Annotated in this window: 11 protein-coding genes and 1 pseudogene; 8 read left to right on the forward strand and 4 right to left on the reverse strand. The window is 42.5% G+C overall.

Going from position 1 to position 18,923, the window contains the following annotated elements:
• Nucleotides 1-94: 94 nt before the first annotated feature.
• The 3 genes from BFG52_RS04890 (at nt 95) to BFG52_RS04900 (ending at nt 6,063) form a co-directional block, all read left to right on the forward strand.
• Nucleotides 95-3,406: a TonB-dependent receptor gene (locus BFG52_RS04890; protein ID WP_169817560.1), complete on the forward strand. Its 3,312-nt coding sequence runs from the start codon at nt 95-97 to the stop codon at nt 3,404-3,406.
• A 95-nt stretch (nt 3,407-3,501) separates the two neighbouring features.
• Nucleotides 3,502-4,410, forward strand: a complete 909-nt coding sequence (locus tag BFG52_RS04895) for a Slam-dependent surface lipoprotein (protein ID WP_157758069.1) — start codon at nt 3,502-3,504, stop codon at nt 4,408-4,410.
• A gap of 213 nt (nt 4,411-4,623) precedes the next feature.
• A complete protein-coding gene (locus BFG52_RS04900; RefSeq protein WP_067553233.1) occupies nt 4,624-6,063 on the forward strand; it encodes a surface lipoprotein assembly modifier in 1,440 nt (479 codons plus the stop codon).
• A gap of 77 nt (nt 6,064-6,140) precedes the next feature.
• Here the strand turns inward: BFG52_RS04900 and BFG52_RS04905 are convergent, their stop codons facing one another.
• From BFG52_RS04905 to BFG52_RS04915, 3 genes are all read right to left on the reverse strand, one after another.
• Nucleotides 6,141-7,475 carry an MFS transporter gene (locus tag BFG52_RS04905; protein ID WP_067553235.1) on the reverse strand — a complete coding sequence of 445 codons (1,335 nt, stop codon included), beginning with the start codon at nt 7,473-7,475 and terminating at the stop codon, nt 6,141-6,143.
• Nucleotides 7,476-7,800: 325 nt separating this feature from the next.
• Complete coding sequence (locus BFG52_RS04910; RefSeq protein WP_067553237.1) at nt 7,801-8,844, reverse strand: FecR family protein; 1,044 nt, start codon at nt 8,842-8,844, stop codon at nt 7,801-7,803.
• A gap of 74 nt (nt 8,845-8,918) precedes the next feature.
• The gene (locus tag BFG52_RS04915) at nt 8,919-9,422 is read right to left on the reverse strand and encodes a sigma-70 family RNA polymerase sigma factor (RefSeq protein WP_067553239.1); all 504 of its coding nucleotides are present in this window, start codon (nt 9,420-9,422) and stop codon (nt 8,919-8,921) included.
• Nucleotides 9,423-10,070: 648 nt separating this feature from the next.
• Between BFG52_RS04915 and BFG52_RS04920 the strand changes: the two genes are divergently transcribed.
• The gene (locus BFG52_RS04920) at nt 10,071-12,548 is read left to right on the forward strand and encodes a type VI secretion system Vgr family protein (protein ID WP_171257361.1); all 2,478 of its coding nucleotides are present in this window, start codon (nt 10,071-10,073) and stop codon (nt 12,546-12,548) included.
• A 131-nt stretch (nt 12,549-12,679) separates the two neighbouring features.
• On the opposite strand, the pseudogene tnpA reads toward BFG52_RS04920, so the two are convergent.
• Nucleotides 12,680-12,867, reverse strand: a pseudogene (tnpA, locus tag BFG52_RS16580) (IS200/IS605 family transposase); the annotation flags it as partial.
• 41 nt (nt 12,868-12,908) lie between these two features.
• On the opposite strand from tnpA, the gene BFG52_RS04925 reads away from it, so the two are divergent.
• The 4 genes from BFG52_RS04925 (at nt 12,909) to BFG52_RS04940 (ending at nt 18,917) form a co-directional block, all read left to right on the forward strand.
• Nucleotides 12,909-13,967 (forward strand): RNA-guided endonuclease InsQ/TnpB family protein, encoded by a 1,059-nt coding sequence (locus tag BFG52_RS04925; RefSeq protein ID WP_067553243.1) that lies wholly within the window; start codon nt 12,909-12,911, stop codon nt 13,965-13,967.
• 381 nt (nt 13,968-14,348) lie between these two features.
• Nucleotides 14,349-15,800: an NAD-dependent succinate-semialdehyde dehydrogenase gene (locus tag BFG52_RS04930; protein ID WP_067553245.1), complete on the forward strand. Its 1,452-nt coding sequence runs from the start codon at nt 14,349-14,351 to the stop codon at nt 15,798-15,800.
• 90 nt (nt 15,801-15,890) lie between these two features.
• A complete protein-coding gene (locus BFG52_RS04935) occupies nt 15,891-16,685 on the forward strand; it encodes an SDR family NAD(P)-dependent oxidoreductase (protein WP_228703801.1) in 795 nt (264 codons plus the stop codon).
• Between the two features lie 48 nt (nt 16,686-16,733).
• Nucleotides 16,734-18,917, forward strand: a complete 2,184-nt coding sequence (locus BFG52_RS04940; protein WP_067553247.1) for a dehydrogenase E1 component subunit alpha/beta — start codon at nt 16,734-16,736, stop codon at nt 18,915-18,917.
• Nucleotides 18,918-18,923 lie beyond the last annotated feature (6 nt).

Below are 18,923 nucleotides of genomic sequence, written 5' to 3' on the forward strand. Positions count from 1 at the left end.
GTAAAAAGTTTAGCTCATCCGACAATAGAGTAAAACAAGGCTTTATTTTGTCTTGCTGTTGTAAATGATTATTATTCAATATATCGGGTTGGGTATGAACAGTTCTTTATTTCAAAAGCATTTAACGCTTAAGCCGCTTAGTATCTGTATATCTATTGCGGTATTCAGTGCTTATATGACACCAGTGAGTCATGCGGCACCGGCTGCTATTCATTATCAAATACAAAAAGGCTCATTGACGGATGCATTGAATTATGTAGCGCAAAAATCAAATGTTACCTTATTGCTGGACGCCAAGCAGACCGATGCATACCGTGCACCGCCCTTGTCTGGTCTTTATACCCCTGAGCAAGCCTTTGCCAGTTTATTGCAAGGCACACCATTTCGGATCAACAAAACTGCCGCAGGTTATTTATTGGTGAATGCACAGACTGGCACAGTGGCTCGCCAGCGACCTGATGGTACTGCGTTGGGCAATATGCAGGCTATGGGCACAGCATCTACCGTGTCTACAGCAGCAAGGGCGGATGTAACCTTAAGTACCATTGAATTAACAGCTGATCAAGACCGTTACCAACAAGGGAAAGACAATCAATTTCAAAAAGATATCGTCAATATCTATAAGAACAAAGATGAAGTAGAACATTTTAAAGGGAGCAACCCGGCCGATATTTTAAGTGGTATTCCTGGGGTCTATAGTAGCGATGCGCGCAATAGCGGGTCTTTATCGCCCAATGTCCGTGGTCTACAAGGGCAGGGGCGTGTGCCAGTGATTGTGGATGGTACCCAGCAAGAAATCTCAGTCTATCGTGGTTATTCAGGTGTCAATAACCGGACCTATGTCGACCCGAATCTACTGAGTGAGACCACCGTTTATAAAGGTGCAACAGAATTGGGTTATGCGGTGCCATCGGCGATTGGTGGTGCAGTGATGCTCAATACCATTAACAGTGATGATGTGATTCCAGAAGGTAAAAACTGGGGCATCAATCTACGTTATGAAACCAATAATAATTCTACCAAGGCCAATCCACCGAGTTTTAACTATGGTCAAGACTATCGTACAACGGAGAACTGGTGGGCGATTTTAGGCGATGTCAATCCACAGCTTTATAAAGAGCTAGAAACTTCGGGTAAGAATCGCTTCTTTGAAGACAGTGCCTTTCGGGTGGCGGTTGCTGGAAAGAATGATCTGACCGATATTATGCTGGCCTATAGCAAGCGTAATCAAGGCAATTACTTCTCAGGCAAACGCGGAGGGGAAGTGTATAGCGAGCGTTTTGACAATGCGGCATCTTCAGGGGTAACGCTCAATGTGGCCGATATTGCCCCACCAGGGTATGAGGTCAGTAATACCTCCAGCAGCAATGAATCGGTTTTGATTAAAAACAATTGGAATCTTCCGAACAATCAAACGTTAAAGCTGAGTTGGCGGCATAGTGATATTGAATATGGCGAGATTATGAACTCGCGTTCAGTCTATGGTTTTGTTGTCGATCAGTTAATTGATGGCGGTTCGACCCGTGCTGCACAGTGGCCCTTGGCCAAGGTCAAGCAAGATGCGGGGCGGATTGATTATGCTTGGCAGCCCGATGATTCTAACTGGATCAATCTCAAACTGGGTACATGGTATAGCCGTACCGATAGTCGTAATAACAGCAGTGGTGCATCACCCTATGCACCAAGAATGTTAGATACCCAATGGGCTACCTATATTATGCAGTTCAGTGGTTGTGTGACCGATACTGGGATCAATCCTAATTGCCAAATCAGTCAAGCGGTGATTGATGCTGCTACTAAAATATCGGGTAATCATAGCAATAGCGATGGACGCTTTAATCTGATTAATCCAGCCTTACAGGTTTCCGCCAATGACCGTTGGGGAGTGGACATCAGCAATACCTTTGCGCTGCATCCACAGTTGGATCTCACCGTCGGGGGGAGCTTACAAAAAGAAAAGCTCAACAGTAGTTCTGAGGATACGCCCTTAACCTGTTCCGATATGAATAATCTAGCCTACTGTAAAAAAATGGACTATGTATTTGGTCCCAAGAGCGGCGAACGCCAAGAATATAACAGTTGGTTTAATTTTGACTGGCGCGCCACCAATCGACTTACGATCAATGTTGGTGGTCGTTGGGGGCGTTATTGGAGCTTAGATACTCAGCTTGATGAGAAATTACAAAGCAAGCAGTGGAGTAGACCAAAGGTTTTAGAGGCACAGATTTATAAAATTAATAAATATTTTACTAAGGCCGATGAAGAGGCGATGAAGGGTACCCAGTATCATTATGTTGTTAAAGTTGGCGATTTAATTATTGATGATTATGACTATGATGGTTATGCCAAATCTCAAGGCTATGCAGGTGCTGCTTATCAGCAAGGTCAAGCATATCAATATAAAAATTATGAGTGGCGAGCCGATGAAAATGGTGTCCTGCATGCAGACAATGCACCAGGTACCCTTGATCTGAAAGAAGGCGAAAAGATAGATGCGATTTTAGGCGATGAAGGAAAACGCTACCGTGCGATGACAGAAGAAGAAAAATATGCACCTATCGGCAAACGGCGTGGTCAACAGTTTGATCCATCTTTCTCGATCAGCTATGCCTTGAGTGATTTTTCTCGTGCCTATGCACGCTATGTGGAAGCCACCCGTTTCCCCTCGATTTATGAAAGCAGTATCGGCTTTTCGGAAAATATTAGTCAGCGTGGCTTTGAACCCGAGCATGCACAAAATATTGAAGTGGGTTATGTGCATGACTTAGGACAATGGTTGCTGAGCTGGCGCAGTGCCGATGTCAAGCTGAATTATTATCATAATAAAATCAAAGACGTCATCGACCGCAACTACAATACGGGTACCTTTGCCCAATATGACCAGCTCAAAACCCAAGGTATTGAGCTACAAACCCGTTTTGACCAAGGTCGGATCTTTGGTGATTTTGGCTATAGTTATCTGATTAAAAGTGAGATGTGTGATGCAGACTATGCCGCGTTACTATCACCGATTCGCTTCGAGGCACCAAGCTGCTTTATCGGCGGTTTTCCGGGGGGCTATTTACGCGGTGCGATTCCACCCAAGCATTCGATCAGTGCCAATTTAGCCACCCGTTTATGGGATGACAAATTAACCGTGGGTACCCGTGTTGGCTATCACTCAATGTCGAATATTAAAAAACAAAGTACTGAAGGTTGGACCTTTGCCAATCAGGGCTTAGACAGTTATGGCTGGAAGTCTTATTGGACGGTTGATGCCTATGCCGATCTCATGCTTACACCAGCCTTTAAAGTCTCGGTAATCGGTACCAATTTGCGCAATGAATACTATCCAGATGCGCTGACACGTACCGCAATACCAGCACCGGGTCGGACCTTGAAGCTGGCATTTGATTATAAATTTTAACGGTTAAACCCAGTGTATTGCGATTGATCGCTTTATGCTACGCAATCAAGTGTAATGATTATCATTACATTTTAATTTAGATCTCGAGGAGAGACATGATGCAATTCAATAAAGTACTTTTAGCGACTTTCGTTGCTGCCGCTGCAGCCAGTGCACATGCCAATGTTGTTGGCAATAGCAGCAATCTTGAAAAAATAAAAGTTGGTGCAGTTGGAACGGATATTAACCACACCGGTGATGTAGTGGGTGCCCCAGCGATTGCGGTGATCAATAACGGTGTAAATGCAGCACCAGTCACCAATAAGTTTGTCGACTTGTCTAGTTTACGTGGCATGGCAGATAAATGGTATTCAAAAATGACTACCAATTTAGGTGGTCTCGATTCATCTGGTATTGTGCAACTGGACTTTAATAAATGGAATTTACCAAAACCAGTACCGGACCACAGTGTATTGGGTAAATTCTCTTATCAACAAATCCAGCTTGATCCAAATAATGCATCACAAAGTGTCTTCTTTGGTGAATGGCACCAAGGCAGTACCACTTCGGCAGCAGACAATACCCGTACTGTCTTCTATGTCGGTAGTACCGATAACTTAAGCCTACCGACCTCTGGTACTGCGACATATCAAGTGACAGGGATTAACCAATACAATGGTGCGGTCAATAGCGTAATCAGTGGTTGGACCGGAAATGGCACTACTGCGGCTCCACAAGATGTACTAACAGGTACCTTAGTCGCTGATTTTGGTGCTAAGTCTCTTACAACAGAATCAGCTTTAACCCGTGCTGTGGCTAAACAAGGTGCTGCAAATACAATCTTAATTGCTGCAAAAATTGCCAATAATGGTGGTTTCACGGGTACAGCTGTTGCCAATGGTAGCGTAATTGGTAAAACCGATGGTAGCTTCTTTGGTCCCAATGCGGCGGCTCTAGCGGGTAATGCGACTTTTGCGGGTAATCAACAATTAAATACTGCTTTTGGGGGACAAAAAGCACAGTAAAATACTGTATGGACAGTCAAAGCAGCGTAGTTTTATATTAAGGTTTATCACGCTTAATACGTAAAAACTATTGTAGAATCAGACTGATAATAAGTACGCAACAACCATAAGTTGCTAGAGTAATTCTAGCAACTTTTCTTCAATTGCTTGGGGCTAAAGATTTACATGATATTCAAAAATGCACGATGCCATCTGCTGCGGTGCAGCATCGTTTTGTGCACAATCAGTCAGCAGACTTTTGCCGTAGAAGAAGATACCTATTTGCTGCGTGAGCAAAATAAGCTGCAACTGCAGCAACAAGAGCAACAGATTGTTGCTGAAGCACAATTTCCAAATGAACAACAAGCATCTTACCTGACCATCAACGGACAAAGTTTTGCAGTACAAGATAATGATGCAGACTTAACCCGCGCTATCTTTATTAGTATTAACCGTCAACAGTGGGCAGACCTTGAGCGCTTTTTATTACGTTATCGCCAATTACAGCCACATGCTGAAGTCGTCGTACTGTTTGCTGAGGGAGCATTGGCTCGCGCGAAACAAGATTTAGGATTGGCAGAACAAAAATTTAAAGCCATGCTCGCCATAGATGATGAATTTAGTCGCGGTAAACTGGAATTGGCTCGGGTGTTGTTTGAAAATAAAAAAAATAAGCAGGCGGAGCAAATGTTTCGAGAGGTTTATGTCGACATGCCCGCAGACATTCAAAAATCAATACAACTGTATTTGGAAGCGATTCAGTTGAAGGATCGTTGGCGTAGTAAAGTCTCGCTGGGACTGACCTATAATAGTAATATTAATCAGAAAGCGGCAGGGCATAATGAATGTTTTAGTGTGATTACCGATCAAAATGGCAATCAATATTGTTGGACACGTCGTTCAGAAGAGGCTGTATCAGATTGGGGCTGGAATTTTAATTTAAATCATAATAAAAATTTTGAGTTTAAAGATCAGCAGAGTGTATTTATCAAAAGCTTATGGTATGGCACCCTATATGAAAATGAAAGGGATTATAACAATCAGACCTTCAATCTAAATACGGGCTATCGTTTTGCTGATGCTCGGCATGACTTCGCTGTTGGACCATTATTTGAAAAATATATCTGGGGTGGAAAAACACTCTACAATGGTTATGGCGCACGCTTAGAATATAGTTATGTCGCCAATGCTAAAAACTTGCTTAATCTACAAATTGATGTACAGGATAATCATTTTAATAAAGATGCTTTGGCACAATATTATGATGGACAGCAATATAGTGCTTATCTGACTTGGAATCATTCTATCCAGCAGAGCCTGATTGGTTTTGCCAATTTGAGTTATATCAAGAAAGACGTAAACGACAAAGCCAATAGTTTCGATCAGTGGGGGGGGCGTGTAGGTCTTTATAAAATGTTCCAAAATAATTCGGCCTTGTCTATTTTGGCGATGTATCGTCATAGTAATTATCAGCAAGCCAATAACTGGATTGGACCACAAGCTTCACGCAATAAAGAACAAATCTATTTTTTAAATTATGATATGCCGCAATATACTTATAAGGGTATTTATCCAAGTCTGAGCTATAAATATAGCCATTTAGATTCCAATAATAAGTGGTTTTATGATTATTCCGCACACGAAGTTATTTTTAAATTACAAAAGAATTTTTAGAGATGAATGGGCAGGCGGTGATGGAGCCCATGGTTGAGATTCAATGCTTACAACCATAGGCGCTTTGATTGGAGATATTATTTTTGTACTTCTAGGCTATTGTGAAGTGCTTTGTCTACAGCATCGGACGGTTTGCTTTCACGAATGCAGGCAAAAGCCAATAACGACAACAGTGCTGCACCACATAAATAATAGCCCACAGCAGCGATGCCATAGCTATTGGCAAGGGCTGTAGCGATTAATGGTGCAAAAGATGCGCCTAAAATACTGGCTAAATTATAGGCCAGTGCTGAGCCTGTATAACGGACTGAAATTGGAAAAATTTCTGACAGAATTGTACCAATTGGTCCATAGGTTAGCCCCATAATACTAAGACCGAGACATAAGAAGATCAGCACCGAAATGGGTTGCTTGGCAACAAAAAGGCTCGAGAAGCATAGCCCAAAAAGCACCACCAAAATACAAATAGCGATAGAGGTATTTTTGCGTCCAAATTTTTCCGCCAACTTTGCCGAAATTGGAATACAGATGGCAAAACATACGGTTGCAACCAATTGCATTTGTAAGAAGCTATCTCGTGTATAACCGAGTGCGGTTGTTCCCCAGTTTAATGCAAAGACCGTCATTAAATAAAACAATACTAAGGTACAAACCGTAGCCAATGTGCCAATGATTAATTTTGCAACATGTAGCGAAATAACTTCTTTAAAGGGAGCTTTGGATGCTTTTTGTTTATCGAGCACCTTTTGAAATTCAGGAGACTCATGTAGTTTCAAGCGAATATATAAGCCCAAGAAGACCAATAGTGCACTAGAAATAAAGGGAATACGCCATCCCCAAGCCAAGAAGTCAGCATCTGACATGAATGCGCCCAATAATAAGAATGAGCCTGCTGCCAAGATGAAGCCTATAGGTGCCCCGAGTTGTGGGAACATGCCATACCACGCACGTTTACCTTTGGGTGCATTTTCTGTCGCCAATAATACCGCACCACTCCATTCACCACTCAATCCTAAGCCTTGTCCTAAACGACAAAGTGCTAAGAGTAAGGGAGCTAGAACGCCTATCTGTGCATAACTGGGTAATAAACCAATACAGACCGTTGAGATCCCCATGAGTAACAGTGCCGCCACCAATGTTGCTTTACGTCCAATCCGATCGCCTAAATGCCCAAATACTGTTGCTCCAATTGGGCGTACCACAAATGCGATTGAGAACGTTGCTAAAGATTGTAGTAATGCCACGCTACCACCGCTTTCTGGGAAAAATAATTTTGGGAACACCAAAACTGCTGCGGTTGCATAGATATAGAAATCAAAAAATTCGATTGTGGTACCAATTAAACTGGCAAATAAGACGCGGGTCTTTGAGTTGGGATTGACCGAGGCGTTCGCGTGTGCACTATATTCCATGAGAAACCATCATATTCTAGAGCAAGAGAACAGGCTGTAATGAAAATAAAAACTTTAATTTTCGATACGCGCTGTTCTTGCCCATTATTCAATTACAAAAATAATTTTGGCTTATCACGCCAAATGGTGCAGAGCTGTTTTAGCTGGTGTATCAATAATCAAGATGACTTTTAGCTTGATTTAACACATTAATTTCTAAAACACTGCAAAGATGCAATGATTTATACGCCAATCTGGGCATGAATGAAAACGAAGTTTTCTCATTCTAAACTGAACAAAATTCATGATGAATAAAATACCACTATGCCCGTGAGACGTTGTGGTTCTACTCTGGGTTTGTCCGGGCTGCGGCAGGTACTTTGACGATGTTGATAAATGGAATGTAGTGCTGGATTTTAATGCCTAAACTCTCTTCTAATAAGTTAAAAGCTTGCGCTTGATGATCAAGCGGTAAAATAGCTGTGACTTTCAGATGTTGAATCTGATCGTCTTGATATAAAATTTTAGTTTGCCCGTAGCTTTCCAAGATATTGAGCACTTGTGCCAAAGGCATATTTTCTACGATTAAACTGCGTTTCTGCCAAGCATGCTCAATACTGTCTGTAGAAATATCTTTTTGTTGTATTTGTCCGTTCGCACTGATTTTCAGTTGCTGACCGGCTGCGACAATATATTGCCCTTGTTGAGTTTGGACAGATACCTTAGATTCCAACATGGTCACGACAGTTTCATGGTCAGTTTGATTGACAATAAATCGTGTACCTAAGGCTTGAATTTGAGCATAGGCAGTTTGAATAACAAAAGGTCTTTGCGGATCTTTATGTACATCCACCAAAATATTACCTTCAAGTAAATTAACCTGTCGCTGTTTATGGTTAAACGTAAGATTATAAGCTGTCCTTCCCGCACTTTGTATTTGGCTGTGATCCGTCATCTGTTGTTTTTGCCATTGGTTATAACAGTTTTGATGATCTGCCAGCCAGAATTGAATGGGTAATATCGCTGTAGCGATCCATAATGAAAGTGCACTGAAAATAATCAGACTTAAAAGCGGGAAATTGGGTTTAAATTTAAATTGAGGTTTATGCTGTAATGCCTGCTGAAGAATACGACGTGACGCGCCATGATCCTGTGGCGTTTTAATTTGTTGTAAGCGCTCAATGACTTGTTGCATTTGCTGTACAGCAAGTTGATGCATAGGGTCTTGTGCTAACCATCGCTGAAAATCATCTTGATCTTGTTGTGTGCTTTCATCACTGCTGATTTTCACCAGCCACGCAGAAGCTTGTTGTAAAATATCATCAGATAATGGTTCAGTCGATGTGGTCATATGCAAAAAATCAGCAACAGGTGCAGTCGCAATAGTCATTCATAGCAAGAGCAATCCATCGCAAGAGCCAATAAATAGTGGTGAATAATAGGTCAAATAAAAGCTACCGTGGTTTATTGACTATGGTGATGGCAATGCAATAATGCTTTGATTAAATCACGTTGTACAGTCTTGGTGGAGATATTCAGCTGTAAGGCAATTTCAGTTTGTGGAATTTCATCAATATAATGCATGAGTAAAATACTGCGTGGACGCTCATCTAAATCACTTAAAATAAATGCCATTTGATCTAAAATCTCAATGGCCATTAGGGTTTCTTCAGGTGAGGGGTGGCGCCAGTCTTCTTCAAATTGCGCGAGATAACATAAATAAGCTTGCTCAATTTTTTTACGTCGCGCTTGGTCAATGATAATACGCTTCGCCGTAGCATAAATATAGTTTTGTGGCTTCTGAATACTAAATATATCTTTACTACGCATGATCTTGACAAAGGTATCTTGGAGTACATCTTCAGCATGATCTTGTGAGCCCATGGTCTTACATAACCAATGATACAGCCAATGGTGGTTGTCCTTATATAACGTAGCAATCAAATGCGAAGCAGATAAAGCAGTCATAGAAATTTAAACTGGGATTTGTTTATAGGCATTAAGTTTATTTTAAAATGATAATAATTACCATTTGTATTTTACAAATAGAAGTTTATTTGAGCCATGCTGTGGGTGAGTGATCAGTGCAATAAATATTAGTATTTAATAAAGCTAAAAAAATACATATTCTGATCTGTTTTTTTCTCAATTTTATTTTGGCTAATGAGTCATATTTTAGTCGAGCTGTGCAGCGTTATTGTTGCACTTTCATTTGTCAAAAGCTGTAGTGACCGTAGGTTGATCGAAATAACACCAAGATTTTTGCAATATTAACATCGAATAGTTGTGTGAACTTGGCTGCTTTATATCTCAGCATAAATCTTGATCTATCTGTGATGACTAGGGATTAAAGCATTATGAGGCTATGCTATTGCACTTCAAAGGCATTGTGATGGATAAACTTGCAGCAACAATGCCCCACAATAAACAGGTCATGGATATATCAAAAGTAAATTTGAAGCGTGATCAAAGCGCAGCTCCTACAACGCAAAAATAAATAATTTATAAACAGCAATCTATAACACACAGAGACCAGCCATAACCGGTCTATTTTTATAAATTTGCAGATGTACTGACATCAATTTTTAATTTTAATCATAATGAGTTCTGATCATGATGTTGAATCATATTTATACGGCTATTGAAAGCCTTGGTTTGGTCGCTTCGCGACGCGCAATACATTTAAAATTTTCCAATCCAGCATTAAATCAACAAGTATTTTTACAACGTATAGATGCACAGCATGCCATCAATCAAGGGCTAAAAGCCGAGCTTATCTGTCTGTCGACCAATGCAATGCTGGCATTAAAACAGTTTCTAGCCAGTCAGGTTGCAGTTGACCAAGTCACTGATCAAGGGCAGTTGATGCGTATGACTGGGATTGTTACAGCCGTGGAGCAAGGCGCTTCAGATGGTGCATTAACGCTCTATAAAGTCACTGTGGAGGATGCTACAGCCCTATGGCATCAGCGCCGTAATAGTCGCGTTTTTATGAATAAATCGGTGCTTGAAATCGTTAATGTGCTAGTTAAAGAATGGCAACAACGCAGTAGTTTATTTGCAGCAAGTCTGAGTTTGGATTTAAGTGCTTTAAAAAAAGATTATGATATTCGACCGTTTACCATGCAAAGCAATGAGAGTGATTATACTTTTCTAACGCGCTTGCTCAGACAAGAAGGAATTAATTGGTTAGTCGATGAACAACAGCTCATGCTGGATAATACGTCAGCTGAGATTCAAGCACAGAAATTACGCTTAATTGATGATAACAGCCAATTTCAAGCTTTAGGTCGACGTAGCATTCATTTTCATCGTAGTCATGCGACAGAACAACGCGATAGCATGACACAATTGAGTGCGCAACGTCGTTTACAACCGACTTCTGTATATGTGCAGCGTTGGCAGGCAGATGCACTGGATTATGATGAAGGGGCTGGCAGTGTACAAAGTAGTCATCAGCATAGTGCTTTATACGATAATACACGGTTGAATTTGGAGTCAGCTTGGCATTTTAGTCCAGCTTGGATGCAAGATTTAAAGGGAGAAGATGGTGCAACCCCATCAGCAAATGCACAGGTAGAGCGCATAAACCAAAATTTAATGCACTCTTATGAAGGACAAGCAAAGCAATTTATTGCCCGATCAAGTGTCAGAGATGCCCAAGTGGGTTATTGGTTTGAATTACATGAACATCCTGAAATAGATCAACATGCGGCAGCTGATCAAGAATTTTTAATTATTGGCAAAGAATTTTATAATCAAAATAATTTACCCAAAGATTTGGCACATCAAGTACAGGCATTGGTCAGCCAAAGCGGTTGGTCGCAGCGTAGTACATTTGCAATAGATCCAGAGCAGCGTCAAGGCAATGTACTTCAGCTGCAACGACGACATATTCCTATCGTGCCGACCTATCATCCGCTACAGCATCGACCGAGTACGCATATACAACGGGCACGTGTGGTTGGACCACAAGGTGAGGAAATTTATGTTGATGCTTGGGGGCGGATCAAAGTACGTTTTTTATTTACCCGTGCACAAGACCAACAACATGATGCTGGTGCAGGCAGTAATAATAATGACAGTGACTCGGCATGGGTCGATGTATTAACGCCTTGGGCTGGTGAAGGATTTGGGGCGCGTTTTTTACCGCGTATTGGTGAGTTGGTCGCAGTAGATTTTTTTGATGGCAATATTGATCGACCTTTTGTGGTCGGGCGTATACATGAAGCGCAACGTCAACCGACCCAATTCGATCAACAAGGCATACTTCCTGATACTAAAAAAATCAGTGGCATACGTTCACAAGAGATAGCAGGATCTGGCTTTGGGCAATTACGCTTTGATGACACCACAGGGCAGATTAGTGTGCAGTTACAAAGCAGTCATGCTGCCACGCAACTCAATCTTGGACAGCTCAGCCATCCGAAAAAACAGGCCAGTAGTGATGGTCGAGGGGATGGCTTTGAATTAAGAACAGATCAATATGGCGCTGTTCGGGCGGCGCAGGGATTGATGATTTCAACCCATCCACAGCAAGACGCCGCAGGAGTGCATCTTGATGTGACACCCGCTATGCAACAGTTGGAAAGCAGTTTAAATCAAGCAAAAGTATTAAGTGATCTGGCTAAGAACCAACAAACAGATCCTTTACAAACCTTAGAAAATCTACAAGCCTTTATTGGAAATTTACAGCAAACAGATGCCGATAAAGCCGCAAGCTTTAAACAAGCATTGTTGTTATTGGCATCACCAGAGGGTATTGCGCTGAGTAGTCAGCAAGATATTCATCTCGCCTCAGATGGACAAATTCAACAACATGCCGCACAGAGTATTAATCTCAGTACCCAACAATCTTTTGTGGCACATGCCAATCAGAAAATCAGTTTATTTGCTGCACGTGATGGGGCGCGGTTATATGCTGGGCAGGGCAAGATAGAGCTACAAGCACAATCCGATGATATGGAGTTGATTGCAAGACAACAGATCAAATTAATTTCAACTGAAGAACAAGTAGAAATTATTGCACCGAAAAAAATTGTACTCAGCGCAGCAGGTTCTCAAATTGAAATCAGCGAGGCGGGGATTTTTTAAAATACACATTCAACAGAATAAAAATAATGGATCAGATTATTATACGGCCACAAGGAATTTATCCTTTGGAGCGTAAAACCTCTGGGTTTAGCCCAAGGATATAAGCGACTGGCGTAAGCCATTCGTGTGTAGTGTGGTGTTTGCTGTTGTTGGATGTATTGTTTAATTATCTTGATTGGTGCATCGCCACATGATGCAGTAAAGTAGCTAGGCGACCACAGAGTATTTCCCCATAGCTTGTTTTCATTTTAGGGTGTTTGATTCTTAGAGTGCGACTGGAAGCACCCTTTAAACTATTCACTAAGCTAGAAATTACTATTTATTGTTAGCCATAGACCCAATATATTTTAAGTATTAAGTATGAAGACACTTAAATTACGAATAAAAGATAAACATTGTAAGATGCTAGACCAACTAGCGTCAGAAGTGAACTTTGTCTGGAATTATGTCAATGATTTGTGTTTTAAGCACCTGCAAAGAAAACAACAATTCTTTTCAGCATACGATATAGCAAAATACACGAAAGGCACATCCAAAGAATGCAACTTGCACAGCCAAACCATACAGGCAATCACAGAAGAATTAGTGACCAGACGCAAGCAATTCAAGAAAGCAAAATTAAAATGGCGTGTCAGCAATAAAAAATCAGCTAGACGCTCTTTAGGATGGATACCTTTCAAGAAAGTCGCAATTAAATATGCTGATGGCTATGTTCAATATGCTAAGCGCCAATTCAAAGTGTGGGATAGTTACGGACTAAGCAAATACAATGTTAAAACAGGCTCATTTGTTGAGGACAGCCGCGGACGTTGGTACGTTTGCCTTGTGGTTGATTCCATTAAAACTAAGAAAACCACCGCTAAAACCGCAATTGGGATAGATTTGGGTTTAAAAGATTTAGCGACTTGTTCCGATGGCGTAAAGCTGAAAGCCCCTAAAATCTATCGGCAATATGAACAAAAACTTGGTATTGCACAAAGAGCAAGAAATAAGAAACGTCTTAGAGCGCTTCACGCCAAGATCAAAAATACCCGTCAAAACATACTGCATCAATTCAGCCATAAACTAGTGAGTGAACATGCAGCGATCTTTGTTGGCAATGTGAATGCCAAAGCATTAGCACAGACTAGATTAGCGAAGTCTGTGCTAGATGCCAGTTGGTCAACATTAAGAACTATGCTCAAGTATAAATGCGAGAACGCAGGAGTATGGTATGAAGAAGTCAATGAAGCCTATACCACCCAAACTTGCTCGTGCTGTGGTTCACGCTGCAGTAGTCCGAAAGGTAGAGCAGGACTTGGAATAAGAGAATGGCAGTGTCGTGAGTGTGGTAGCTCATGGGATCGGGATGTAAATTCCGCACTGAATATTCTTGCGCTCGGATATGAGCGTCTCGCAGGAGGAATCTCCGTCCTTTAAGGTCGGAGAGGATGTCAATTATTAGAGCGCTATCGCTCGATTGCACATCTTCTTGGTTTTATATTTTAAAGCGATGTTTAAGCCGTGCAATTGCATGACAAATATTATTTTGACTCGATCACTACAGCAGTGCATCAACGTCATTATTGGGTTTTTAGGGCGAATATAAAATATGAAAATATTTATATCGCTTGGTATTTTATTTAAAATATATATAAAACATTAACTTAATTTAAATTTTATCGTGTTTGACCTCAGGTTTTAACAGGAAAATCTGCCCAATGTGTGCAGATTTTTTTGCTCAAGATATTGCCATAATACTGTATTATGGTAATGTAATATTACTTTGGAAAGATTCGTCATAAATGGATGCAATACCTTATGGATATCACTCAATTTAAAATTTTTAAAAACTTGTCTCTGATCGATGGCGCATGGGTGGGGTCTGATCAATCCAATACGATTGATGTTTTTAATCCGGCTGATCAGTCTTTTATTGCGACCATTCCTGCATTAAGTGCCGCACAAATCTCCGCAGCAATTGCATCCTCAGAACAAGCATTGTCTGGTTGGCAAGCACGTTCTATGAAGCAACGTGCAGATATTTTGAAGAAATGGTATGCGCTGATCATGCAGCATCAGGATGAACTGGCAACCATCATGACGGTGGAACAAGGTAAACCTTTGCATGAAGCCAAAGGTGAAGTGGGCTATGCGGCGAGTTTTATTGAGTGGTTTGCCGAAGAAGGGCGCCGCATGAATGGCGATACTATTCCTGCGGCGACGACAGACAAACGCATCATGACCAGACGGGAAGCGGTCGGGGTTTGTGTCGCGATTACACCTTGGAATTTTCCAGCCGCGATGATTACCCGTAAAGCTGCGCCAGCATTGGTGGCGGGTTGTAGCATGATTGTCAAACCGGCACAAGAAACACCGTTTACGGCATTGGCTTTGGTGCATTTGGCAGAATTGGCAGGTGTACCCAAAGGGGTGCTGAATATTGTGACGGGTAAATCAGCAGAAATTGTACCGATCATGACGGCTAGTCCCGTGGTGAAAAAATTGAGCTTTACCGGGTCAACCCCAGTCGGTGCGCAGTTGATGCAGCAATCTGCACCAACCTTGAAAAAACTCTCTTTAGAGTTAGGGGGGAATGCACCACTGATCGTATTTGATGATGCCGATATCGATGTCGCAGTACAAGGCGTGATGGACAGTAAATTCCGTAATGCAGGACAAACTTGTGTGTGTAGTAACCGCATTTTTGTACAGGCGCAAATTTATGAACAGTTTGTTGAAAAATTAGCGAGCAAAGTCGCGGCTTTAAACGTCGGTAATGGGTTGGTGGCGGGGACAGAAATTGGACCACTGATTAATGCTAAAGCCATCGCCAAGATTGAAGCGCATATTGCCGATGCTGTTGCCAAAGGGGCAGAGGTGGTAGTCGGTGGTCAAGTGAGTGCATTGGGCGGTCATTATTTTCAACCGACTGTCATTCAGCATGCGCAGGATGACATGCTGTGCTTTAGTGATGAGACTTTTGCACCATTGGCACCGATTTTTAAATTTGAGCAAGAAGATGAAGTTATTCAGCGCGCCAATAATACCGAGTATGGCTTGGCTTCTTATATTTTTACTGAAAATTTAAATCGTAGCATCCGTGTTTCGGAAGCTTTGCAATATGGCATGGTGGGTATTAATACGGGCTTAATTTCGACCGCAGAAGCGCCATTTGGTGGCGTCAAAGCCTCTGGCTTAGGGCGTGAAGGTTCTCGCCATGGTTTAGATGAATATACCGAAATTAAATATATCTGTATTGGTCATGTCTAAGCGATCAACGGTAATCATATGCGTAATGCGTAATGCGTAATGCGTAATGCGTAATGCGTAAAGTGGACGAAAAATTTAAAGGAATAGTGCATGCAACCTCAACTGAACGATCAACAACAAACGGTTTATGCCGGTATCGCTGGGAAAACCGTGGTGGTAACGGGTGCCGCAGCAGGGATTGGTTTTTGTTTAGCCCAAGCTTTTGCCCAGCAAGGTGCACAGGTTTTTATGATTGATCTCAATCAAGATGCTTTGAATGCAGCGATGGAACGTTTGCAGGATTATCAAGTGGCGGGCTTTGCCGCCAATGTCACGGATGATGATGCAGTAGTGGCTGCTTTTGCTGCATGTCAGGCTAATTTTGGTGCTGTTGATATTTTATTTAATAACGCAGGTATCTCTCTCAACAAACCCTCTTTAGACATCACGATGTCTGAATGGCGTCGTTGTGTCGATATCAATTTAAGCAGTTTGTTTTTGTGTTCACAGCAAGCTGCTTTACAGATGAAGCAACATGGGCGTGGTGTGATTATCAATACCGCATCGATTTGGGGCTTGAGTACATCTGCTGAGCGCACTGCATATTGCACCACCAAAGCAGGCGTGGTTGCCATGACCAAATGTCTTGCGGCGGAATGGGGAAGCGCTGGAATTCGTGTATTGGCCATCGGACCGGGTTATACCCGTACGGCACTGGTTGAAAAATTACAACAACAAAACACCTTAGATGTCGCCGATCTCGAACGTCGTACCCCTTTAGGTCGTCTGGCTGAACCTGAAGAGATTGCTGAGTTAGCGCTATTTTTGGCATCTGATGCAGCCAAATTTATGACAGGACAAACATATTTAATTGATGGTGGTTGGGAAGCCAATGGCTTTCAGTAAGCAGACGCTACAACCATTCATGATGTTACATCGCAAAGGATAGACCGAATGTCAAATCAGATTAATCTTCATCCAGAAAGTTCTTGGATTGAATTACAAAGCACGCCTGAAGATTGGAAGCAGGCAGATGCTGGATTACTCGAAAGTATGTTGGTTCAACTACATCTTATTCGAGCATTTGAAGAGTCGGTATTGGAATTGGCAGGTGAAGGCCTTGTCCATGGTCCAGCACACTCCAGTATTGGTCAAGAGGGCGGCGCAGTTGGCTCGATTATTTCATTAAGTGCGGCTGATCAGGTGAATGGTTCACATCGTGGTCATCATCAATTTTTAGCGAAGGCATTGACCTATTTACGCCCTGAGGGAATGCAATTGGGCGTAGCTTTTAAGGATGATATTCAGTCCTTATTGCAACGGACTTTGGCTGAAATTTTGGGCTTGGCACAGGGTTTTTGTAAAGGGCGCGGTGGTTCCATGCATTTGCAATGGATTGAGGCCGGGGCGCTAGGCACCAATGCCATTGTAGGTGGCGGTGCACCGATGGCTGCGGGTGCAGCATGGGCACATCGTCATGCGGAAACCGATGCCGTGGCGATTACCTATTTTGGTGATGGTGCAGTCAATATTGGTTCCGTGTTGGAAACCATGAACTTGGCAGCAGCGTGGCAATTGCCAATTTGTTTTTTTATTGAAAATAACCGTTATGCCGTTTCAACGGCGGTTGAAGAAGCCACCGCGGAGACACGTTTATCATCGCGTGGTTTGGCATTTAATATTCCGAGCTGGAAGGTCGATGGTATGGACCCCTTGGCGGTGCATTTGACCATGCAACAGGCTTTGGCACATATGCGTGCCGGGAAAGGACCTACCATTGTTGAAGCCGATGTGTATCGTTTCTTCCATCAAAATGGTCCTTATCCGGGCAGTGCTTTTGGTTACCGTAGCAAAGAAGAAGAACAGCAGTGGCGTGAGCGTGATCCAATAATGTTATTGCAACAGCAAATGCAACAACGCCAATTGATCACAGCGGAGCAAATCACTGCATTACGTGAGCAATGTCAAACAGCAATGGCTGCTGCGGTGGCTGAGTTGACTGAGCCTGCCGATAAAGGCAAGCGCCGTATTCGTGATGATCTCTGGCCATCGCCAGATTTTGTCGACGTTGGGATCCGTGGTGATCTATCCGAGCTACAAGGCGTGCAAACTTTAGAGGAAAGCACAGCTGGTCAGACTTTGGTGAAAAGCAAGTTTATCGATGCTGTTGCCAATGTCATGAATCGTCGAATGGAAAGCGATGACAGTATTGTGGTCATGGGTGAAGACGTACACCGTTTAAAAGGTGGCACCAATGGCGCGACCAAGGGTTTAAAAGATAAGTTCCCAACACGGACCTTAGGCACACCGATCAGTGAAAATGCCTTTATGGGACTAGGTGGCGGCATCGCTGTAGATGGTCGGTTTAAACCCGTAGTTGAGTTTATGTACCCCGACTTTATGTGGGTTGCCGCGGATCAGGTCTTTAACCAAATTGGGAAAGCGCGCCATATGTTTGGTGGGCAAAGTGATGTGCCTTTGGTACTTCGCACCAAAGTGGCGATGGGAACAGGTTATGGTTCACAACATTCGATGGACCCAGCGGGTATTTTTGTGACCAATCCCGGTTGGCGTATTGTGGCTGCGGCAACACCGTTTGATTATATCGGTCTGATGAATTTTGCTTTGACCTGTAAAGACCCTGTGTTGGTGATTGAACATGTCGATTTATATAGCAAATCTGGCTTGGTGCCTGAAAATAATCTGGATTATCAGACGCCATTTGCCCGTGCTGCGATTCGACGTGAAGGTAAGGCACTGACGATATTGACCTATTTATCCATGGTTCATCACAGTCTAGAAGCCGTTGAACAAACGGGTATCGATGCAGAAGTGATCGATCTACGCTTTTTAGATCGCGCGAGTTTGGACTGGGACAGCATTGAAGCCAGTATTCGTAAAACCAATAATGTCTTGATTGTAGAACAAGGCAATCAAGGCACATCCTATGGTGGCTGGTTGGCTGATGAATTGCAAAGACGTTGTTTTGATTGGTTAGATCAACCCATTCAACGTGTGCATGGTACGGAAGGTGCACCCAGTATTTCAAAAGTATTGGAGCGCGCCGCAGCGGCACGAACCGAAGAGGTTGTCGCAGGCTTATATCAAGTGATGCGTGAACAAGGCGCAGCAGTTTAAGCGCGC

This window comes from Acinetobacter larvae (assembly GCF_001704115.1).
GTDB classification, from domain to species: domain Bacteria; phylum Pseudomonadota; class Gammaproteobacteria; order Pseudomonadales; family Moraxellaceae; genus Acinetobacter; species Acinetobacter larvae.